Here is a 21,150-nt window from a genome sequence, read left to right as displayed (position 1 = left end):
GGCATCCGGAACAGGAGAGGAACGCCCGCATGAGTGAACCTGGACCCTACCCCGTGACCATCACGAGCACGCAGACGTTCGGCGAGGACCAGCCGAACCCCGACGAGACGCTGCCCGACCCGCTGGCTCTGCTCGGCCGGTGGCTGCCCGAGAACTCCGACGAACTCCGGCCGCTGATGACGCTCTCGACGATCGGCGCCGACGGCTACCCCGACTCGCGCAACGTGCTGCTCAGCGAATTCGACGGCGAGGCGCTCTACTTCCACACCGACGCCCGGAGCCGGAAGGCGAGCGAGCTCGCGGCGAACCCGCGCGTCACGCTCACCTTCGTCTGGGTCGAACTCGGTCGGCAGGTCACCGTGGTGGGCGACGCGGCGCCCGCCTCCGCCGAGGAGGCCGCCGCGGTCTTCGCGTCGCGCTCGCGCTACCTGCAGCTCCTCGCCTGGTCGAACACCGCGGAGCTCGCCGAGCTCGGCCTCGCGGCGCGCCGGGAGGCGTGGGCGGCCTTCGCCGTGGAACACCCCGACGGCACGCTCGACGCGCCACCGACCTGGGTGGGGTTCCGAGTGACGCCGCGCCGGATCACGTTCTGGCGAGGCGACCTCGACGGCCCGAGCAACCGCGTGGAGTACACCCGGGCGGGCGACGGCTGGAGCGCCGAGCGCCTCCCCGGCTGACCATGATCACTCCCACAGCACCGGCGCCGCTCGCCGGCCGACGCGCGATCGTCACAGGGGCCGCGCGAGGCATCGGCGCCGCCATCGCCTCCCGGCTCGCGGCCTCGGGCGCACGGGTCGCGATCCTCGACCTGCTCGAGGAGCCGGGGCGCGAACACGCCGAGCGGATCGGCGGTGTCTTCCACCGTGTCGACCTCGGTGATGCCGACGACACGAGACGCGCCGTCGGTGCCGCGATCGACGGGCTCGGCGGCGTCGACGTGCTCGTGAACAACGCCGGCATCCTGCGGTTCGCGCCGCTGCTCGAGATCGACGTGTCCGACTGGGACCAGACGTTCTCCATCAACACCCGCTCGATGCTCGTCACCACGCAGACGGCGGCGCGGGCGATGATCGCGGCCGGGCATGGCGGCAGGATCATCAATCTCGCGAGCATGGCCGGCAAGGCAGGCGGCCAGGGCCATGCGCACTACGCGGCATCGAAGGCAGCGGTGATCGCGCTCACTCGCGTCACCGCGCTCGAGCTCGGCCGGCACGGCATCACCGCCAACTCGCTCTGCCCCGGATATGTGCTCACCGAGATGGGGGCGGCGACACGCACCGAGGCGGATGTCGCGCAGTGGTCGTCGTACTCACCGCTCGGGCGCCTCGGCGTCGCCGACGACGTGGCGGGCGTCGCGCACTTCCTCGCGACCGACGATGCCGACTATCTCACCGGCCAGGCGTTCAACGTCACCGGCGGCATGATCATGCACTGACGCCGCGACACCGGCCCCGTGGCATCCGCTCGCGCGCTAGTAACCGGCCGACTTCGGCACGACCTCGACCGTGAACGTCACGGCGTCTCCGGTCTCGCCGTTCTCGAGCGTGACCTCGGTCTCCCCGACCGATTTCGCGGTGAGGCCGGGGTTGAACTGCGCGCTCCCGTCGTCGCGTCCGGGCTCGAACTCGACGATGTCGGGGTCGGCGATCTCCGCCGTCCATTCGGCGTACGTCTCGTCATCGCCCGTCAGGTCCACGGCGCCGCCCTCGGGCACCTCCACCGTCGTGCCGTCGACTTCGTCGAGCTCGACGATCACGGGTGGCAGCGCCGACGAGCCACCCGCCGGGCCTCCCGACGAGCACCCGCTGAGTCCGAGCGAGCCGGCTGCCAGCGCGCCCGCGAGACTCACGGATGCCGCCACGCGACGCCGTATGGTCGATCCCCCGATTCCCGGCATCTCGCACCACCCCCGCGACCGATGGTACGCCCGCAGGCCCGTGGCTGAGTAGCTCGCGAAGCAGGCGTATCGCAACCACCCGGCCGCCCAGGAGAGGGTGGAGCGCAACGCGCCTCCCCGACTGAACCCCAAGGCATCCTCACCATCGGTGAAGCGGGTGCCGAGCGCGGCGTCGCACCCGACGTGATCCTCTCGAGCTGCTCTGGCGCACAACACGTGAGCAGGGGGTGAGGAGGACACAGACGCGCTAAGCGGCCTGCTTGGTGTTCGTGAATGTGCAGACCACGTCCTCGCCCGCATCGATGTCGAGCGTCGCCGTGCGAGCGGCCAGATCCGTCGACGAATCGCCACCCGCACCCGTGCACTCCAGACCCGTCAACGTCCAGCCCGCAACCGCGGACTCGCTCACCGTGTGCGCGCCGAAGTCAGCAACGTCCAGCTCGAACTTCTGCGACGACGGCAACGTCGCACTACTCGCATCCGTATCGAGGTCGACATCCGCCGGTATCCCCGCCCCGGTGAGATCGAAATCGAAGTCCTGCGGATCCGATGCCGGATCGGTCACCTTCACAACCGTGAGCGACGCTCGCTGCTTGGTGTTCGTGAATGTGCAGACCACGTCCTCGCCCGCATCGATGTCGAGCGTCGCCGTGCGAGCGGCCAGATCCGTCGACGAATCGCCACCCGCGCCCGTGCACTCCAGACCCGTCAACGTCCAGCCCGCAACCGCGGACTCGCTCACCGTGTGCGCGCCGAAGTCAGCAACGTCCAGCTCGAACTTCTGCGACGACGACAACGTCGCGTCGCCCGCGTCCGCGTCCATATCAAGATCTGCCGGCACCCCGGCCCCGGTCAGATCGAAGTCGAAGTCCTGCGGATCCGATGCCGGATCGGTCACCTTCACAACCGTGAGCGACGCGGGGTTCGCGGACACGTACACGGCATTCTCGTTCGCCGAGCACTGCGCCGCGTCGGTCACGTAACGCAGCACGCCACTCGGCATCGCGGCGCAGAAGGAGATCGTCCCGCTTGCCGGCGGCAGTTCGAGGAGGACGGCGCCGGCGGGCTTGCAGGTGACCTGCCCGCTCGCGCGACGGACCGATCCGTCCGGCTTGATGCAGACAAAGAGCGGCCCTGGCTTGATGGTGATTGCGTCTTCGTTCTTCTTGCACTGGCCGGCGCTGTCAGCTGCGCGCACCAATCCGTTGCTCTTCAGGGCGCAGGCGAACTGCAACTCGACCGGCGCAGCGGCGCGCGCCGGCGCAGGGACGTCGACCACCAGCAGCGCCGTCGCAAATGCCAAAAAGAATGCCATCCGCAGGACTCTCATGTCGCTCCTTCCACCACCGGCAAGCCGGGCTCGGCGGTGAGGGCGCCGTCGCGAATGCACCGATCCGATCGCGACGCTACGAGTCCGAGCTCAACATAGCCCCGGCGCGCGCAGGTCGCAACGATCACGTTCAGCCCGGCAGTCGTGCGTGCGCGCACGGCGGTGCCGCGGCATCCGCGCCGAGCGCGGAGTAACGCACCACCGGCACCACCGACATCGCACCACCGGCGAGGCGTCGGCTCCTTCTCGGGGCCGGCGCCTCGCCTCAAGCGCTGCGCGCCGGCACGGTGCCGATTAGCCCGTCGAGCAAGCGGTTGATTCCCCACGTGAACTCGTCGTCGGCTCCCGCGGCGAGCGCGAGGTGCGCGGTCGCCTGGGTGAGCGGGAAGCGCGAGGCATCCGTCCAGAGGGGTCTGGATGTCGCACGGCCGGTACCCTCGTCGGAGCCCGCTTCAGCTACCCGGCCGGCGCGCTCGGCTGCCTCGAGGGCGCTCACGCCGAGCACGTGCGCCCGCACGGCCACTGCGACCCGCGCGGCGTCGTCGACTGGGAGGCCCGCCTCGACGAACAAGCGGATGAGCGCCTCGCCGAGCGCGAGGGCGTGCGGCCCGTCGAGCGGCCCGCTCGTGACGAGCACCATGGCGCCGGCATGCTCGGCGAGCCTCGCCCGCACGGCGAGCGCGAGGGCGTGCACGCGGTCGCGCCATCCGCTCGACGCGTCGGACGCCGCAGCCACGTCGACGCCCGCGAGGAGCTCTTCGACCATGGCCCGCATGAGCGCGTTCTTCGACGGGAAGTACGTGTAGATCGCGGTGGGCGTGAGCCCGAGCGCCGCCGCCACGCCCCGCACGGAGACGGCGGCGAAGCCCTTCTGCTCGAGGATCTCGAACGCCGCGTCGACGATGTCGACCTGGCTGACGCTGCGCCTCGGTCCGGGTCTCATGGTGCTCCTCGGGGTCAGCCACCCACGCTAACGCACGTCGCGGAGGAGCCCGTTCCGCCGGCGTCAGCCGAGTCGCGCAAGGAAGGTGAGCGACGAGCGGTCCTCGACGATGAGCGGATGCAGCGCCGCGTTGAACTCCGCCCCGTACTGCCCCGCGAGGTGGGCGGCGAACGCCTCCTCGTCGCGATACGCCTCCGTCACGTGGAAGCGCGAGCCCACGGGCGCGGAGCTGGTCGCGACCGCCGCCCCGGCAGGAGCGTGGGCGACGCGGTGCGGCGTGAACTCGAGGCATCCGGGCTCATTGCGCACCTCGGCCGTGAGCGCGAGGAGGAGGCGCTCGACCTCCTCCTCGCGGCCGGGGAGCGCCGTGAACTCGGCGACGAGTTCGACGACGCCCTCGGGTTTCGACCAGCTCACACGCGGGCCGCGCCGGTCATGATCGCGACCGCGTCGGTCATCGAGTGCGACTCGGGCGTGATCGTGGCGGCGCGCTTGCCGAGCCGCTGGATGTGGATGCGGTCGGCCACCTCGAACACCTGCGGCATGTTGTGCGAGATGAGGATCACCGGGATGCCGCGGTCGCGCAGGTTCTTGATGAGCTCGAGCACCTGCTGCGACTCGCGCACGCCGAGCGCCGCCGTCGGCTCGTCGAGCACGACGACCTTCGACCCGAACGCGGCGGCACGTGCGACGGCGACGGCCTGGCGCTGCCCGCCCGAGAGATTCTCGACCGCCACCGTGACATCCTGGAGCGTCGAGATGCCGAGCTCCTTGAGCTCGTCCTTCGCGCGCTGCCGCATGCCCTTCTGGTCGACCATGCGGAAGACCGACCCGAGGATGCCCTTCTTGCGCACCTCGCGACCGAGGAAGAGGTTGGCGGCCACGTCGAGCGCAGGCGAGACGGCGAGGTTCTGGTACACCGTCTCGATGCCGGCGGCATGCGCGTCTTGCGGACGCTTGAAGTGCACCGGGTTGCCGTCGAGGAAGATCTCGCCCTCGTCGGGGATCTCAGCGCCCGTGAGGCACTTGATGAGCGTCGACTTGCCGGCGCCGTTGTCGCCGATGATGGCGAGCACCTCTCCGGGATAGAGCTCGAGGCTCACTCCGTCGAGGCCGACGACGCGGCCGAACGTCTTGACGAGCCGCTTGGCGCGGAGGATCGGCGTGCGGCCATCGGATGCCGCGGCTGCCGCCGCTCCAGCAGCGGTGGTGTCGGTGGTGTCGGTCATTTGCGTACCTTTCGAATCCACTGGTCGACGGAGACGGCCACGACGATGAGCACACCGACGGCGAACGTCTGCCAGAGCACGTCGAGTCCCGCGAGCGAGAGCCCGTTGCGGAAGATGCCGACGATGAGCGCGCCGAGGAGGGTGCCCCACACGGTGCCACGACCGCCGAAGAGGCTCGTGCCGCCGATCACGACGGCGGTGATCGAGTCGAGGTTGAGGTCGGCGCCCGCGTTCGGCGACGCGGCGTTCGTGCGCCCGATCTGGATCCACGCACCGATCACGAGGATCGCGCCCGCTGCGAGGTAGACGCTCATGAGCACCCGGTTCACGCTGATGCCCGCGAGTCGCGCCGCCTCGGGGTCGTCGCCGACCGCGTAGACGTGCCGGCCCCATGCGGTCTTCTGCAGGATGAACGCGAGCACGACGTAGAGGATCAGCATCATGAGCACGCCGATCGTGATGTTCACGCCGCCGAGATTGAACGTCGCCCCCATCGCGGTGAGGAGGTCGGGCATCTCGCCGCCACGAACGGTCGCGCCGCCGGAGTAGAGCAGCGTGAGCGCGACGAAGATGTTGAGCGTGCCGAGGGTCACGATGAACGGCGGCAGCTTGAGGCGGGTGACGAGGAAGCCGTTGAAGGCGCCCGCGCCGAGCCCGACGACGAGGCCGAGGAAGAGGCCGAGCACGGCCGGCACGCCCATCTGCACGGTCGTCTGTGCGACCACCATCGAGCTGAGCACCATGACGGCTCCGACCGAGAGGTCGATACCTGCGGTGAGGATGATGAGGGTCTGGGCGAGAGCGAGGGTGCCGACCACGGCGACCTGCTGGGTGATGAGCGAGAGGTTGGCCGGGTTCAGGAAGCGGTCGTTGAGCAACCCGAACACGATCACGGCGAGCACGAGCACGATGGCCGGGCTGAGAGCCGGGTAGCGATGCAGGGTGTTCCGGATGCGGCTGAGCGGCGTGCTGCGGTCGAGGAACTCCTCGGCCAGGTCGAGCGCCGAGGTCGGCGGCTCTGTGGTTTGCTGACTCACGTTGATTCTCCGATTTCTCAGGGTGAGGCGGTGCGGATCGGGCGTATGACGGATACCCCGGCCCGGGAGGGCTCACGCGACATCCGTCGCCCGAACCGCACCGCCTCACGTTGCGGTGCTGGGGACTAGCCCCAGCAGATCTCGCTGCCCTCGGTGGTGTCGATCGACTCGACGCCCTCCTGGGGGTCGTCGGTCACGAGCGCGACACCCGTGTTGTAGAAGTCGAGGCCCTCGGTGGTCTCGGGCACCTCGCCGGTCTTCACGAGGTCGTGGATCGCCTGCACGCCGAGCTGGGCCATCTTGACCGGGTACTGCTGGCTCGTCGCGCCGATGATGCCTTCGGACACGGCGTCGACGCCCGCGCAGCCGCCATCGACCGACACGACGATGAGGCCGTCGGTGGTGCCTGCGGCCTTGAAGGCCTCGTACGCGCCGTAGGCCGTCGGCTCATTGATCGTGTACACGACGTTGATGTCGGGGTTCTTGCTCAGGAGGGTCTCGGCCGCGGTGCGGCCGCCGTCCTCGGCACCACCAGACACTTCGTTGCCGACGATCTCGTAGTCGCCGCCGCTGTATTTGCCGGTAGCGGCCTCGTCGCCGTTGACCTCAGGATCGGCGGGGTCGATGCCCATGCCATCGAGGAAGCCCTGGTCGCGGTTGTAGTCGACCGAGACGACCTTGTCGTCGAAGAGGTCGATGAGCGCGATAGTGGCCTTCTCGCCGCCGAGCTTCGAGGCGGTCCACTTGCCGATCTCCTGGCCGGCGAGGAAGTTGTCGGTCGCGAACGTGATGTCCACCGACTCCGGGTCGGTGGGCGGGGTGTCGAGTGCGATGACGTAGAGGCCGGCGTCGCGTGCCTTCACGAGCGCGTCTTCGACGGCGGGGCCGTTCGGCGTGATCAGGATGCCGGCGTCGCCCTTGGAGATGGCGTTCTCGATGGCCTGGATCTGGGTGTCCTCGTCGCCGTCCTCCTTGCCTGCGGCGAACGTGAGCTCCACGCCGAGTTCGTCGGCGGCGTCTTCGGCGCCCTTCTGCATGGCGACGAAGAACGGGTTGGTGCTCGTCTTCGTGATGAGCGAGACGCTGATGTTCTCGTCATCGCCGCCTGCGGTGTCGCCGCCGCCGCCCGAGGACGCGCATCCGGTGAAGGCGAGAGCGGCGACCGCGGTGAGCGAGCCTGCCGTGATGAGTCGGCGACGGAGTGCGCCGGGTGCTGCGTGATTCATCGATGAATCTCCTCTTGTGTGGGTGACCGTTGTCGCCCTGACAACGATGTCATATCTAGGTCTAGCCTCTTTCCTCATGTACAGTCAAGTCCAGATTGCACATTGGGGAGCAAATTGTGACACCGTTGTCAGAGCAGAATTCCGCGGCTCACGGGTCCCGCCGGCCGACGATGCGGCAGGTCGCGGCACTCGCCGGCGTCGGCGTGAAGACCGTTTCGCGCGTCATCAACAACGAGCCGAACGTCTCGGCAGCGACCATCGCCAAGGTCATCGCCGCGGCCCGCACGCTCGACTACGAGCCCGACCTGCACGCCGGGAACCTGCGGCGTGCCGACGGACGCACGCGCACGCTCGGTCTCCTGGTCGGCAGTGTCGACAACCCGTTCGCCGGCGCCGTGCATCGCGCCGTCGAAGATGTCGCCCTCGAGCGCGGCGTCTCGGTCTTCGCCTCGAGCCTCGACGACGACCCCGACCGCGAACAGGCCGCGGTGTCGGCGTTCCTCCGGCGCCGCGTCGACGGCCTCATCCTCACGACCATCTCCGAGAGCCAGGCCTACCTCGCACCCGAGCTCCGGCGCGGCACGCCCGTGGTCTTCGTCGACCGCGAGCCCGCCGGCATCACCTCCGACTCCGTCGTGAGCGACAACTACGACGGCGCCGCGCTCGCCACCCGGCACCTGCTCGAGCGCGAGCACCGGCGCGTCGCCTACCTCGGCGACAAGGCCTTCATCCGCACCGCTCGCGAACGCCGCCAGGGCTTCCTCGACGAACTCGGCCGTTTCGGCGTCGCGACACGCGATGTGCCCGTCGTCGAGGGCCTCCACGATGCGGAGTCCGCCCGTCTCGCGACGCTCACGCTCTTCGACTCCCCCACTCCGCCGACCGCGATCTTCAGCAGCCAGAACATCGTGACGATCGGCGTCATCCACGCGCTCCGCGAACTCGGCCGGCATCGCGACACGGCCCTCGTCGGCTTCGACGACGTTCCGCTCGCCGACCTGCTCGAACCCGGCATCACCGTCGTCGCGCAGAACCCGCAGGAGATCGGCCGCATCGCCGCCGAGCGCGTGTTCGCCCGGCTCGACGGCGACAGCTCCCCCGCCGCCCGCACCATCGTCCCGACGCGACTGATCGAGCGCGGTTCGGGCGAGATCCCACCACGCCAGGAAGGCTGACGGATGACCCACCCAGCTCAATCGACGCAGCGGATCACCGTCGTCGGCGACGCACTCATCGACGAGCTTCGCGATCCCCACGGGTCGCGCGAGTTCGTGGGCGGCGCCGCGCTCAACGTCGCCGTCGGACTCGCGCTCCTCGGCCAAGACGTGACCCTCGTCGCGATGCTCGGCGACGACGAGTCGGCCGGGCGCATCCGCTCGTACCTCGACGACTACGGTGTGAGGCTCGTCGAGAGCCCATCGGCGCTCGGCACCTCTCGGGCGATCTCCGATCGCACCGACGGCGAGCCGCGATACGAGTTCAACGAAGCGGCACAGCACCGGAGCATCCGCTTCGACAACGCGACCCGAGCCGCGCTCGACGAGGCCGACCTCGTCGTCGTGAGCTGCTTCCCCTTCGACAATGCCGCGCAGTATGCCGAGCTCGTCGGCGCGATCGCGCGGCCCGAGGAGCGGGTCGTCGTCGACGGCAATCCACGGGCCGGCATGCTCGCCGATCGCGCCGCGTTCCTCGAGAACTTCGAGGATTTCGCCTCGCGTGCCCTGCTCGCGAAAGTCGGCGATGAAGACGCCGAGCTGTTGCTCGGCGACTCGCTCGACGCGTTCGTCGCCCGGCTCAGCCGGGATGCCGAGGCCGACACCGCGCCGGGCTTCGGGCCCGCGATCCTCGCGACCGCCGGTCGCGAGGGCGCGACCGTGCATGACGGCCGGCTCGTGGTGCACGCCGGCATCGTCGAGCTCTCCGGGCCGGTGGTCGACACGATGGGAGCCGGCGATGCGACCCTCTCGGCGATCGTGCAGCACGTCGCGGAGCGCGGCCTCCCGCAGACCACGATCGACTGGGAGACGGCGCTCCACGAGGCGATGACGATCGCCGCGGCGACCGTTCGCCACGAGGGCGCACTGCTTCGCAAGCCTGCGCACGATCCGGTCTACCCGAGCTGACGCCGGGCCCCCGACCCGGCCCCGACGACCGCCCGAGACATCCGACCTTCGACGACCCTCTTGCAATGTCCGCCGGACAGTGCGTAGCGTCACGGCGAACAGACTGACAACGATGTCATCATGGCATCGGCATCGCGCAATGAAGGGCGAAACCAAACAATGACGAGCAAAACACGCTGGCGGAACGCCGCCGCGGCGGTCGCCGTTGCGGCACTCTCGCTGGGCACATTGGCGGCCGTGCCCGCGATGGCCGAGGAGGCCGGGCCCGACCCGGCCGCGGAGCAGTACCGCCCGCGCCTGCACTTCACACCGGAACGCAACTGGATGAACGACCCGAACGGCCTCGTCTACGACGACGGCACCTGGCACCTCTTCTTCCAGCACAACCCGTACGGCACCCGCTGGGGCAACATGAGCTGGGGCCACGCGACGAGCACCGACCTCGCGCACTGGGAGGAGCAGCCAGTCGCGATCCCGCAGACCTTCGACGAGCAGGGCGTCGCGATCGAGGACATCTTCTCGGGCTCGGTCGTGGTCGACGAGGGCAACACGAGCGGCTTCGGCACCGCCGAGAATCCCCCGATGGTCGCGATCTACACGAGCGCGTACACCCCGGCGCATCCGACGCACGCGGGCGAGCAGGCGCAGTCGCTCGCCTACAGCACCGACGACGGCCAGACATGGACGAAGTTCGAGGGCAACCCCGTGATCGACCGCGATTCGGCGAACTTCCGGGACCCGAAGGTGATCCGGTACACCGACCCCGAGACCGGCGAGGCGTACTGGGTTATGGTGGCGGTCGAGGCACTGCAGTACAAGGTCGTGCTGTATCGCAGCGACGACCTGAAGACCTGGACCCACCTCAGCGACTTCGGTCCGGCCAACGCGAAGGGCGGCATCTGGGAGTGCCCCGACCTGTTCCCGCTCGCGGTCGACGGCGATCCGGCGAACACGAAGTGGGTCATGGTCGTGAACCTCAACCCCGGCTCGGTCGCGGGCGGCTCGGGCGGCCAGTACTTCGTCGGCGAGTTCGACGGCACGACCTTCACCTCGGAGAGCACGGTGTCGGATGACGCGGTGCCGGCCGGCGAGCTCTTCGCCGGGTTCAACGACGGCACCTACGAGGGTTGGACCGTCGCCAACGAGCCGGGCAACTGGGCGAACGGACCGTGGACGGATGCCCCGGCCACGGGCACGCTCCCCGGCCAGAATCCCGTTTCGGGCTTCATCGGCGCCGGCCTCGTGAACGGCTTCGCCGACCACGACTGGCCTGTGGGCACGATGGAATCGCCCGCCTTCACGATCGAGGACGACTACGTGAACCTGCTCGTCGGCGGCGGCAACCACCCGCACGTCGACGGCACGCAGCTCGGCAACGAGCCGCCCGCGGGGCGCTTGCTGTTCGACGGCTTCGAGTTCGCCGACGGCACGACCCTCGCCGACACGGGATGGGAGGCGACCGGCGACCTCGCGATCGACCCGTCGCGCAACCCCTCCACGCAGGGCGGCGACTACGTCATCGGCCAGAAGCGCATCAACACCTGGGAGGGCGGGCCGTTCGGTGACGACAACCGCGGCGACCTGACCTCGCCGCCGTTCACGATCGCCGACGGCGGGGAACACCTCTCGTTCCTTCTCGGAGGCGGCAAGCGCTTCAACGGCACCCTCGAGGTGCAGCTCCTCGTCGACGGCGAGGTCGTGCGCACCGCGACGGGTCCCGAGGCCGGCCAGCTCAACTGGCAGTCGTGGGATGTCGCCGAGTTCGCGGGTCGCGACGCGCGCTTCCGCGTGCACGACGACGCGACGGGCGGCTGGGGGCACCTCACCCTCGACCACCTCGTGCTCGGAGCGGAGCCCGCGCAGGCTCGCTCCGAGGAGACGTCGGTGAACCTCGTCGTCGACGGCGAGATCGTGCGCTCCGCGACCGGCCGGAACAGCGAGAGCCTCGACTGGACATCGTGGGACGTGTCGGAGTTCGTCGGCCACGATGCATCCGTTCGCATCGTCGACAACAACCGCTTCGGCTGGGGTCACGTGCTCGCCGACGAGGTGATGTTCTCGGATGCCCCGGCCGCACCGCGCATCGAGGGCTACGACTGGCTCGACTGGGGCCGTGACTACTACGCGACGGTCTCGTTCAGCAACGCGCCCGACGACCGCCGCGTGATGCTCGGCTGGATGAACAACTGGGACTACGCCAACGACATCCCCACCGGTTCGTGGCGGAGCGCGATGGCACTGCCCCGCGAGGTGTCGCTCGTCTCGACCGCGCGCGGTCCGCGTCTCGTGCAGGAGGTCGTGCCCGAGTTCGGCGAGCTCGAGCAGACCGAACTCGCGTACACGGATGCCTCGCGGCCCATCGCGTCGGGTTCCGAGACGCTCCCCGTCGAGGGCGAGGTCCTGCGCATCGACGCGGTGATCGCGCCGGGCGATGCCGAGGCGGTCGGGCTCAGCGTGCTCGGCGACGACGAGTCGGCGACGCGGATCGGGTACGACGCGGCATCCGCTCGCCTCTTCGTCGATCGCCGTGACTCGGGGAACACGGGCTTCCACCCCGCGTTCGCCTCACTCGACGACGCGCCGGTTGTGCTCGACGACGGGCGCCTCGCCCTCACCGTGTACGTCGACCGCTCGTCGGTCGAGGTGTTCTCGGGCGACGGACGCACGACGATCACCGACCAGGTGTTCCCGAACGCGGGCGCCGATGCGATCGGCCTCTGGGCCGAGGGCGAGGGCGCGACGCTCGAGTCGCTCACCGTCACGCCGATGCACGGTGCGATGTACAAGGAAGCGGGCGTCGACGGCGCGACGGCCCCGCCGCCCACCGCGGAGGTGTCGGCGCTCACCGGGCCGAAGCGCGGCCCCGACGCCGACGGCGACTTCGTCGTCAAGGTGAAGGTCGGTCGCGGCGAGCCCACGACCGTGGTTCGGCTGCTCGAGGACGGCCGCGTGATCGACCGCGTGTACCGCAGCTCCGACTCGGATCGCGTGGTGAAGTTCGCGATCACGGATGCCGCTCCAGGCGAGCATCACTACACGGTCGAGCTCGAGAACTCGGCCGGCACCACCGACGGGGGCGACCTCGTCGTGCGGGTCGCCGGTTGAGCCGTGCGGGTGGGACGCGGCGCTGCTGACCGCCGCGTTCCACCCGCTGCCGGACCGACGCGAGGACTGACGGTGAGAGTCGGCGGAGCGGAAGACTATCGGGCGGAGCGGAAGGCGAACACGAGCTGCACTTCGACAACTGCGTTCAACGGCAGCGACGTCACGCCGACGGTCGTGCGCGGATGTGGGCCGAACGCCACGCCGACGACCTTGCTCGCTCCGTTCGCGACGAGATGATGATCGTGGAAGGTCGGAGCGCTGGCGACGTACACGGTCATGCTTGCCAGGTCCACGTCGTCCAATCCCCCGAGATGAGCGTGTGCAGCGCCCAGGGCGTTGAGGGCGGCAAGGGCGGCCTGGCTCGTCCCGACTTCTTCCGAGACGTCTTCTCCAAGCCGGCCTTGTACCAGGAGCTCGTTCTCCACGAAGGGAACCTGCCCCGAGAGGTAGACGAAGCCACCGACGGTCTTCGCCGGGAGGTAGTCGGCCCGCGGCTGGGGAACGCCAGGAAGCACATAACCGGCATCCAACAAGCGCCGTCCGACCACGGTGGATTCCTGAGACGGCGGAGTCATCTTGGCACCTCCCGAGGTGGTGAACCTACCTCACTTTAGCGATCCTGATCACGGCGCGCTCGCCCGCCGAGTGAGCAAACGTCCGATGAAAGGTTGACGGCATCCCGTGAGAGCGTGTAACATCGCCGCATTCGCTGACAACGATGTCACCTTGACATCGCCAACCCCCAACGAAGGCGACGAACCCAATGATCACGAAATCACCCTGGCGTACGGCCGGAGCCGCCGCGGCTGCGGTCGCTGCACTCGCCGCGCTCGGTGTGCTCGCCGTGGGCATCATGGGCGCCATGGCCGCGCTGGTCGTGTAGACCGCGCCGATACCGCGCCCGACGAGCCCCCTACGAGCCCCCCGACCCGCGACGCACAACCCGAAGTACCACCACAGCAGGCGTGCGGGTGGGTTTGCGGCATGCTGACCGCCGCATCCCACCCGCGCTCGGATGCCCCGAAGCCCGACGGCCCCGGGGCATCCGTGCCCGCGGTTGCTACTGCACCTTGCCGCCCGGATTGACGGCGATGTTGGCCGGGATGTCGGCCCAGCCGCCGAGCCCGCCGTTGCCGTAGGAGTAGTCCACGGCGCTGCTGTCACCATCGAGGTCGATCTTCACGGTCGGGGCGAGCGTGCCGCCGCGCACGAAGTCGTCGCTCGTGCCGATGGTGTCGATGAACGACTGCACCAGCCCACCCGGCATGACGTAGTGCGAGTACGCCTGGAAATGACCGGGGTGCTGGTTGAAGTCGGGCGCGAACGGCTGGCCACCGCCGAAGTTCAGGTTCGTCGGATTGCCGAGCGCCAGGCCCGAACCGCTGTTCAGCGGCTGGAAGTCGCTTCGGATGCCGTCGCCGACGAAGGCGTACACGCCCTCGGGTCCGTCGAGGCCCTCCGCGAACGTGCTGCGGTGGCTGATCGTGAACAGGTAGGATTTTCCGTCCTTGAACACGAACTGCGGCCGCTCGGTCTGGTCGGTGACGCAGTTCGCCGAGAGGATCGGCGGCAGGAACTCCCACTCGGTGAGGTCGTCGTTCTTCGCCTTCGCGAGGCCGATGTTCCCGATGTTCAGGGTCGCATCCGAGGCATTGACCTCCTCGACGGTCTCGGCGTACGGGTCGCCCTCGCGGTACCCGAGGTCCTCCTCACTGCACTGAGCGGATTCGCGCGGCATGGCCGAGTTGCCCTCGAAGACCATGTAGGTCTCGCCCGGGTGCGCCGGGTCCTCGAAGGTGAACGGGTCGCGGAAGTTGAAGAACGGGTTCTGCGCGCCGGTCTGGTAGTACGTGCCGTCGGCCTGGAGGAGGTCGGTGACCTTGTCGAAGCCCGTGAGCTTCACGCCGTTCTGGTTGGCGTGCACCTTGCCGGTGCTGAGCGCGATGCGCGGGTCGTACGGCTTGACGTCGTTTCCGGCGGCGTCACGGTAGAAGGCGACATCCGTGAAGAACAGCTTGATCTCGCCGCCCTTCATGATGCGCGCTGATCCCGACCACTGGGTCTGGTGGCTGTACGACTGGTCCTCGAAGATCTGGCCGGTCACGCCCTCGTCGAAGACGAGCCCGCCGTAGGTCCAGCCGCCGTTCTCGGGCCGCTCCTCGGCCGGAATGCCGGCCGGACGGAAGAAGTAGCCGATCTTCGCGAAGACGTGGCGGTCATCGAAGCCGAGGCTGCGGTCGGCCACGAGGGAGAAGATGATCTCCTGGCCGTTGACGCTGTACTGGTTGCCGTCCTCATCGGTCAGCGGCCAGGTGTCCCAGACCCAGACCTCGCCGTTCGACATGTCGGGGAAGTCCTTCGGCACCTCCGGCATGGTGAGGGAGGCCGGCATCGAGTTCTCGCGCGGGGCCGCATTCGGGTCCGACAACCGCGCGAGCTGACGTGCATCTGCGCGGGTCCACTTCGAGGTGAAGTCGTCCTCGGGTGCGTACGCCTCCTGGGTGTGCACGGTGGGCTCCGGGCCGGGCTGCACATCCGGGGCCGCGACGGCTCCCGCCGTGCCGGTGAAGAGGGTCGCGACCAGTGCTCCGGTCGTGACCACTCCTCCGACGATCAGGCGCTTGAAGCGCCGAGTGGGTGTTGACATGTACTCGCCTTTCGTGGTGAACGAACCGACTGCGGCCCATCTCGCGGACATCCGATGTCCCACGGAGATGGCCGTGGCCGAGGCCGCGCGCAGTCGGCATCCGGCGGACTGTGCGTCCGTCGAATTGGTGGACGGGCTCCCCAACGCGGGGACCATCCGTGGATCGCCGCGGCGTGCGCGGCGATTGCGGTGACGGATGCCGCGACCGTACGTGGTCGCGATCACGGCGTCCGGCTCCGCAGTGCCCGAGCCGTTCGGCGTCAGCCGATCGACCGGGAGTCGTGGTGCGTCGTCAGCCCGCGAATGGGGTCGCCGGCATGCGCACGGCGCGACCTGGATGCGGCGTGCTCGATGCACGGTGTGATGTGTTCACGTTCTTCGCTCCCCTTCGTGGACCGACCTGAGCGGTGGACGAATCTTCGAGAACGTGGCGTTGCGCTTCCCCCGAGACAGGAACCTATGCGCAGGCTTAGAACGCTGTCAAGTCGAGAACAGGCTTCGCGAGAACGATGCGTCTGCATGGACATTGGACCGATCGGCGCGCTGCCGCCGATGATCGCGCTCCCAACCGGCCGAATCTTGAGAGAAAGTTTGCAAAACGATTTGGTCGGGGTTAGCGTGGCCCTCGATTCCTCGAGTGGCGCTTGCGCTTCTCCCAACAGACAGCTGCGAAGGCGCGCCGCCGATTTCGACGGACCCGCCTCGCAAGCGGGCTTGAGCGTCGGCGGTGCGCGAACCACGACGGAAGATCATGAACCCAGCACAGCCACGCGACGCGCCGCCCGGCGCGGCTGAGCGTGCGCGGAAGCGTCCGAGATCCACCCTGTGGATCTCGGCTGTGCGTGCGCGCTTGCGCGCTCGACGGTGGCCGCGATCGCTCACCTGGGTGATCGTCGCGGTCGCGGCGGCCACCGGCGTGGTGCTCGCACTCGTGCTGGCCTCGGGCGGCCGTTCGGGCGCCCCCGCGCCGACGCCCGAGGCATCCGCCGCCCCCGAGCCCGAGTACACCCGCCCCGCCGACTGGTCGCCGTACCGCCCGGCGGTGCACCTCACCCCCGGTGAGCGCTGGATGAACGATCCGCAGCGGCCGTTCTGGCTCGATGGGCGCTGGCACTACTACTACCTCTACAACGCCGACTACCCCGACGGGAACGGCACCGAGTGGTACCACGCGACCTCCACCGACCTCGTGCACTGGCGCGAGGAGGGCGTCGCGATCGAGAAGTACCAGAACGGTCTCGGCGACATCGAGACCGGCAGCGCCGTGATCGACACCGAGAACACCGCCGGCTTCGGTGCCGGCGCCGTCATCGCCATCATGACCCAGCAGCTCGAGGGCGTGCAGCGGCAGTCGCTCTTCGTCTCGACCGACGGCGGCTTCAGCTTCGAGCCGTACGACGGCAACCCGGTGATGGACAACCCAGGCGAAGCCCACTGGCGCGATCCCAAGATCATCTGGGATGACGCGAGCGGCGAGTGGCTCATGGTGCTCGCCGAGGGCGACAAGGTCGGGTTCTACGCGTCACCCGACCTGAAGGACTGGACCTTCCGCTCGGCGTTCGCGCGAGGCGACCTCGGCATTCTCGAGTGCCCCGACCTGTTCGAGATGTCGGTCGACGGCGATCCCTCGAACACGAAGTGGGTGCTCGCGGCCGGCGTCAACGGCGGCGAGCATGGCATGACGACGGGCACCGCCTACTGGACGGGCGAGTGGGACGGAACATCGTTCGTCGCCGACGATGAGGAGCCCGCATGGCTCGATCGCGGCGCCGACTTCTACGCGACTGTCACCTGGGACGACCCTCGCCTGCCCGAGGCCGAGCGGCTCGCCTCCCGCTACGCGATCGGCTGGCTGAACAACTGGGCGTACGCCGGCGACCTCCCGACCGACGACTGGCAGGGCGGCGCCGATTCGATCGTGCGCGAGATCGGGCTCCGCACCGTCGACGGTAAGGCGACACTCGTCTCGACGCCTGCCGGCGCGCTCGAGTCGCTCGAGGGCGAAGCTGAGACCCGCACCGATCTTCGCGTGACGGATGCCGCACCGGATGCCGCAGGCGCACGACTCCCCCAGCCGAGCTCCGACGCCTACCGGCTCCGCCTCGAGGTCGCACCCGATCCGCGCGACCCGGCATCGGAGGTGCGGGTCCGCATCAAGGAGGGCGACGGCTCGTTCGCCACGGTCGGCGTCGACTTCGAGGCTGGCGTCGCGTTCGTCACACGGGACGCGGATGCCGCGGCCGCCGATATGCCGCCCGTCTACCGCGAAACGCGCTCGGCTCCCGCGCCGGTTCGTGACGGCGTCGTCACCCTCGACGTGATCGTGGACGCCTCCTCGGTGGAGGTGTTCGTGAACGGCGGGGAGTCCGCACTCTCGAGCCTTGTGTTCGGTGCGCCGGGCGCGAATGGACTCTCGATCGAGTCGGTCGACGGGGTCACCGAGCTCCACTCCCTTCGGCTCACTCCCCTGGCGGTCGCGAAGATCGAGCGCGCAACCGACGTCGCGGGCTGAACCCGCGGCGCGTCCGTCGCCTGCGGGGTGCGTGCTGGGTCCTGGCGGTCACTCCGGCACGCCTGGAGCGACGAGGGTCGGGCGCATGCGGGCCGAGATCAGCTCAGCGCACCGCCGGACGTCAGCTCAGCGCGCCCGCGCGGTAGGCCGCTTCGGTGCGGGTCGCCGCACCGAGCTTGCGGAGGATCGCCGAGACGTGCACACTCGCGGTCTTGCCGCTGATGAAGAGACGCTCGCCGATCTGCCGGTTGCTGAGGCCCTCGGCGATGAGCTCGAGCACCTGGCGCTCGCGCGCGGTGAGCTCCGCGGTTGCCGCGGTCGTCGCGTCGGCGGTGGCCGCCGCAGCGCGCCCGTCGGCGCTCGTTCCATCGTCGAGCCCGAGGCCCGCCGCGCCGCAGACCCGCACCACGCGATCGCGCACGGCGCCCACGCCACTCGATTCGGAGACATCGAATGCCGCTTGAAGGGTCGCGCGCGCCGCGAGCCGGTCGCCCGCCGCGAGCTCCGCCTCACCCTGTCGGAGCAGGGCGTAGGCGGCGAGGTAGACCGGGGCCGTCGGGCCGGCAGCTACGGTGACCGCGTCGCGCCACGCCGCGATGTCGGTGCCGGGACCATCGGATGCCGCGCCCGCGAGCTCGGCCTCGAAGAACGCACCCCAGAGCGGCTGGCTCGGCCAGAACGCGAAGCGGGCGAGAAGCGAACGCAGGGCCGGCTCGGCGGCGGCGATCTCGGCCGCGGTGTCGGCCGGCACGGCGTCGGGGTGGCGGTGCGCGTCGGCGATGAGGCGACCGCCTGCCCAGATGATCGGCAGTGCGTAGCCCGGCAACGGGAGGAAGCGTTCGTGCAGGGGGCCTCGAACCTCGCGCCAGGCTGCAACGAGATCGCCGTTCGCGAGGGCGATGTCGGCGGCGACCCGCGCGACGCCGAGTCGCGTCTGCATCTCGACCTCCATGATGGGGGCCATGAAGCTGCGCGCCGCGCGCAGCGCGTCGGCGGCTGCGGCAGCGTCGCCTCGCCAGAGCAGCGACCAGATGCGCGCGCGCTGCAGGTAGGCGGTGAACGGGGCCGGCGGGTCGAGGGCGATTGCGCGATCGATGAGCTCTTGCGCTCGGTCCCACTCGCCGAGAGCGAAGAGGGGATCGACGGCGTTGGAGGCGAGGATGACGCCCGAGCTGCGCTCGACGCCTTGCGTGCGAGCGGCCGCGAGGCCCTCTTCGGCGAGCCGCACCGCTTCGCGATGATTGCCGACGAGGAAGTGCAGGTCGGAGGCGTTCACCCAGTACCGCAACAGGGCGCCACCATCGCCCTCGGCGAGCGCGCGGGCGCGCTCGAGCACCTCGATGCCCTGCTCGACCTCGCCTCGATGGGCTCGACTCACCGCGGCGATGTTCGTGGCGATCGAGGCGAATCGCGGCGACCCGATCTCGAGCGCCATGTCGAGGGCCCGCTCGGCCGTCTCGACCGCCTCGTCGAGACGGCCTTCGATCATGAGCCGCCCGGCGAGCCCCGTATAGGTGGTGGTGCGCAGCTCGCTCGGTGCGTCGCCGAGCACTTCGAGGGCCTCTTCGAGCAGGGGAATCGACCCACCGCGTCCGACGTTCGCGAGATTGAGTGCCTTGTCGCGCAAGAGTCTCGGGTAGTTGGGGTCGTCGCGCGGGCACTCGGCGAGCGCCGCCTTCACGAGGGCGAGGCTGCGTTCGCCCTCCCCTGCGTTGCGCAGGTGCGAGGCGGTGCGGCCCATGAGCTCGAGCTTGCCCATGCCGGCGGCCTGCTCTGGATCGGGCACGACGTCCCACAAGCCGAGAGCACGTTCGCCGAGCTGCGCCGCGGTCTCGTAGGCGGCGGCGTCACGAGCTTCACGCATCGCCTGCATCGTCGCGGGGAACGCTCGCACGGCGTCGTGCGCCCCGAGCCAGTGGAACGAGATCTCGGCCGCGAGCCGCCTCGTGCCCGCCGCGGCCATCGCTTCGTAGGCCTCGGCGTATCGCGCATGGAATCGCGCGCGCTCGCCCGGAAGCAGGTCGGAGAGGATCGCCTCGCGCACGAGCGCGTGACGGAAGGCGTAGTCGTCGCCCTCGATTGTCAGCACTCCGGCGAGCACGCTCTGGCGCGCGGCGGCGTCGAGCTCATCCACGGTGCCGGCATAGACCGCGGACAGCAGCGAGTGCGAAACGCGCACGCCACCAGTGGAGATGAGGCGCAACAGCTCTTGGGCCGATTCGGGCAGCCGCTCGTAGCGGGCGAGCAGGAGTTCACGAAGGGTGTCGGGCACGAAGCCCTCGTCGCGGCATCCGTCGATGCCGACGAGCTCTTCGACGAAGAACGGCACGCCGTCGCTGCGGCGGAACAGCGTGTCGAGCGCGGTCTGGCTCGGCGTGGTGTCGACGATGAGGGACTTCGCGAGCTTACGCACCTGCGCGCGCGTGAGCCGGCTGAGCTCGCGGCGCTCGACCCATCGGTCGCGCTCGGCTTCGGAGAGGAACGCGCGCACCGGGTGGCCCCGCGTGACGTCTTCGGTGCGGTAGCTCAGTACCGTGAGCACGCGGCTCGACCCGAGCGCGCGCATGAGGAAGCGGAGCAGCGCGAGGCTCGCCGCGTCGATCCAGTGCAGGTCTTCGATGACGAACACGATGGGGCGCTCGCGCGAGAACGTCTCGAGGAGCACCGCGATGGCCTCGTGCAGCTGACTTGCGGCCGCGCCGGCCGGTGGCGGTGCGGTGGCGGTGTCGGCATCGGATGTCACGAGCTCGGGCAGGAGCGCCACGAACGCGGCGCGCCCGGGGCCGACCGCCTCGAGCACGCGCTCGGCGCCCACTTCGGAGACGAGGGTGCGCAACGCGGTCTTGACTGGCGCGTAGGGCGCAGCGACGCTGCCGAGGTCGACGCATTGCCCGGCGAGCAGCCGGATGTCTGGCGCGAGCCCCGCCGTGAACTCACGGAGGAGCCTGGTCTTGCCGATGCCCGCCTCACCGCCGATGATGACGGTGAAGGGCGCGCCGGCACGCACCTCGTCGAGGCGTGCTTCGAGCCTCGCAAGGTCGGCGTCTCGGCCGATCATGGCCGGCGCTGACGTGGTCACCAGTTCATCGTCCCACGTACCG

The 21,150-nt window shown here is 69.6% G+C and carries 16 protein-coding genes; 6 read left to right on the top strand and 10 right to left on the bottom strand.

What is annotated here, in order from left to right:
* Window positions 1-29 precede the first annotated feature (29 nt).
* Window positions 30-677 (top strand): pyridoxal 5'-phosphate synthase, encoded by a 648-nt coding sequence (locus J7E25_RS02065; RefSeq protein ID WP_214867451.1) that lies wholly within the window; start codon window positions 30-32, stop codon window positions 675-677.
* Between the two features lie 2 nt (window positions 678-679).
* Entirely contained in the window at window positions 680-1,435 is a 756-nt protein-coding gene (locus tag J7E25_RS02060; RefSeq protein ID WP_214867449.1) for an SDR family NAD(P)-dependent oxidoreductase, read from the top strand.
* Between the two features lie 36 nt (window positions 1,436-1,471).
* On the opposite strand, the gene J7E25_RS02055 is transcribed toward J7E25_RS02060, so the two are convergent.
* The 7 genes from J7E25_RS02055 to J7E25_RS02025 form a co-directional block, all read right to left on the bottom strand.
* The gene (locus tag J7E25_RS02055) at window positions 1,472-1,849 is read right to left on the bottom strand and encodes a hypothetical protein (RefSeq protein WP_214867447.1); all 378 of its coding nucleotides are present in this window, start codon (window positions 1,847-1,849) and stop codon (window positions 1,472-1,474) included.
* A gap of 295 nt (window positions 1,850-2,144) precedes the next feature.
* Window positions 2,145-3,212 (bottom strand): hypothetical protein, encoded by a 1,068-nt coding sequence (locus J7E25_RS02050; protein ID WP_214867444.1) that lies wholly within the window; start codon window positions 3,210-3,212, stop codon window positions 2,145-2,147.
* A gap of 280 nt (window positions 3,213-3,492) precedes the next feature.
* A complete protein-coding gene (locus J7E25_RS02045) occupies window positions 3,493-4,170 on the bottom strand; it encodes a TetR/AcrR family transcriptional regulator (protein WP_214867443.1) in 678 nt (225 codons plus the stop codon).
* Between the two features lie 63 nt (window positions 4,171-4,233).
* Window positions 4,234-4,587: a putative quinol monooxygenase gene (locus tag J7E25_RS02040; protein WP_214867441.1), complete on the bottom strand. Its 354-nt coding sequence runs from the start codon at window positions 4,585-4,587 to the stop codon at window positions 4,234-4,236.
* Complete coding sequence (locus J7E25_RS02035; protein ID WP_214867439.1) at window positions 4,584-5,399, bottom strand: ATP-binding cassette domain-containing protein; 816 nt, start codon at window positions 5,397-5,399, stop codon at window positions 4,584-4,586. The genes J7E25_RS02040 and J7E25_RS02035 overlap by 4 nt, the downstream gene beginning before the upstream one ends.
* Window positions 5,396-6,436 (bottom strand): ABC transporter permease, encoded by a 1,041-nt coding sequence (locus J7E25_RS02030; RefSeq protein ID WP_214867437.1) that lies wholly within the window; start codon window positions 6,434-6,436, stop codon window positions 5,396-5,398. Before J7E25_RS02030 ends, J7E25_RS02035 begins: the two co-directional genes overlap by 4 nt.
* Window positions 6,437-6,561: 125 nt before the next feature.
* Entirely contained in the window at window positions 6,562-7,662 is a 1,101-nt protein-coding gene (locus J7E25_RS02025; protein ID WP_214867435.1) for a substrate-binding domain-containing protein, read from the bottom strand.
* 116 nt (window positions 7,663-7,778) lie between these two features.
* On the opposite strand from J7E25_RS02025, the gene J7E25_RS02020 reads away from it, so the two are divergent.
* The 3 genes from J7E25_RS02020 to J7E25_RS02010 all read left to right on the top strand — a co-directional run bounded on the left by J7E25_RS02020 (window position 7,779) and on the right by J7E25_RS02010 (window position 12,890).
* Window positions 7,779-8,837, top strand: a complete 1,059-nt coding sequence (locus tag J7E25_RS02020) for a LacI family DNA-binding transcriptional regulator (protein ID WP_308164310.1) — start codon at window positions 7,779-7,781, stop codon at window positions 8,835-8,837.
* A 3-nt stretch (window positions 8,838-8,840) separates the two neighbouring features.
* The gene (locus J7E25_RS02015; protein ID WP_214867433.1) at window positions 8,841-9,785 is read left to right on the top strand and encodes a carbohydrate kinase family protein; all 945 of its coding nucleotides are present in this window, start codon (window positions 8,841-8,843) and stop codon (window positions 9,783-9,785) included.
* Between the two features lie 159 nt (window positions 9,786-9,944).
* Window positions 9,945-12,890, top strand: a complete 2,946-nt coding sequence (locus J7E25_RS02010; protein ID WP_374196186.1) for a GH32 C-terminal domain-containing protein — start codon at window positions 9,945-9,947, stop codon at window positions 12,888-12,890.
* 95 nt (window positions 12,891-12,985) lie between these two features.
* On the opposite strand, the gene J7E25_RS02005 is transcribed toward J7E25_RS02010, so the two are convergent.
* Together J7E25_RS02005 and J7E25_RS02000 are read right to left on the bottom strand one after the other, a co-directional pair.
* A complete protein-coding gene (locus J7E25_RS02005) occupies window positions 12,986-13,465 on the bottom strand; it encodes a RidA family protein (RefSeq protein WP_214867431.1) in 480 nt (159 codons plus the stop codon).
* A gap of 485 nt (window positions 13,466-13,950) precedes the next feature.
* Entirely contained in the window at window positions 13,951-15,537 is a 1,587-nt protein-coding gene (locus tag J7E25_RS02000; RefSeq protein ID WP_214867429.1) for a glycoside hydrolase family 68 protein, read from the bottom strand.
* A 751-nt stretch (window positions 15,538-16,288) separates the two neighbouring features.
* Between J7E25_RS02000 and J7E25_RS01995 the strand changes: the two genes are divergently transcribed.
* The gene (locus J7E25_RS01995) at window positions 16,289-18,049 is read left to right on the top strand and encodes a glycoside hydrolase family 32 protein (protein ID WP_214867427.1); all 1,761 of its coding nucleotides are present in this window, start codon (window positions 16,289-16,291) and stop codon (window positions 18,047-18,049) included.
* A gap of 121 nt (window positions 18,050-18,170) precedes the next feature.
* Here J7E25_RS01995 and J7E25_RS01990 read toward each other — a convergent pair whose 3' ends face one another.
* Window positions 18,171-21,128, bottom strand: a complete 2,958-nt coding sequence (locus J7E25_RS01990; RefSeq protein ID WP_214867425.1) for an AAA family ATPase — start codon at window positions 21,126-21,128, stop codon at window positions 18,171-18,173.
* Between the last annotated feature and the right edge of the window lie 22 nt (window positions 21,129-21,150).

This window comes from Agromyces sp. ISL-38, from assembly GCF_018613935.1.
GTDB lineage: Bacteria > Actinomycetota > Actinomycetes > Actinomycetales > Microbacteriaceae > Agromyces.
This window is presented reverse-complemented; position numbering and strand designations above follow the sequence as displayed.

Coding starts and splice junctions, on each gene's coding strand:
- J7E25_RS02000 (WP_214867429.1), bottom strand. CDS start 15,537: ATGTCAACACCCACTCGGCGCTTCAAGCGCCTGATCGTCGGAGGAGTG.
- J7E25_RS02015 (WP_214867433.1), top strand. CDS start 8,841: ATGACCCACCCAGCTCAATCGACGCAGCGGATCACCGTCGTCGGCGAC.
- J7E25_RS02045 (WP_214867443.1), bottom strand. CDS start 4,170: ATGAGACCCGGACCGAGGCGCAGCGTCAGCCAGGTCGACATCGTCGAC.
- J7E25_RS02060 (WP_214867449.1), top strand. CDS start 680: ATGATCACTCCCACAGCACCGGCGCCGCTCGCCGGCCGACGCGCGATC.
- J7E25_RS02010 (WP_374196186.1), top strand. CDS start 9,945: ATGACGAGCAAAACACGCTGGCGGAACGCCGCCGCGGCGGTCGCCGTT.
- J7E25_RS02025 (WP_214867435.1), bottom strand. CDS start 7,662: ATGAATCACGCAGCACCCGGCGCACTCCGTCGCCGACTCATCACGGCA.
- J7E25_RS02035 (WP_214867439.1), bottom strand. CDS start 5,399: ATGACCGACACCACCGACACCACCGCTGCTGGAGCGGCGGCAGCCGCG.
- J7E25_RS02005 (WP_214867431.1), bottom strand. CDS start 13,465: ATGACTCCGCCGTCTCAGGAATCCACCGTGGTCGGACGGCGCTTGTTG.
- J7E25_RS02050 (WP_214867444.1), bottom strand. CDS start 3,212: ATGGCATTCTTTTTGGCATTTGCGACGGCGCTGCTGGTGGTCGACGTC.
- J7E25_RS01995 (WP_214867427.1), top strand. CDS start 16,289: ATGAACCCAGCACAGCCACGCGACGCGCCGCCCGGCGCGGCTGAGCGT.
- J7E25_RS02065 (WP_214867451.1), top strand. CDS start 30: ATGAGTGAACCTGGACCCTACCCCGTGACCATCACGAGCACGCAGACG.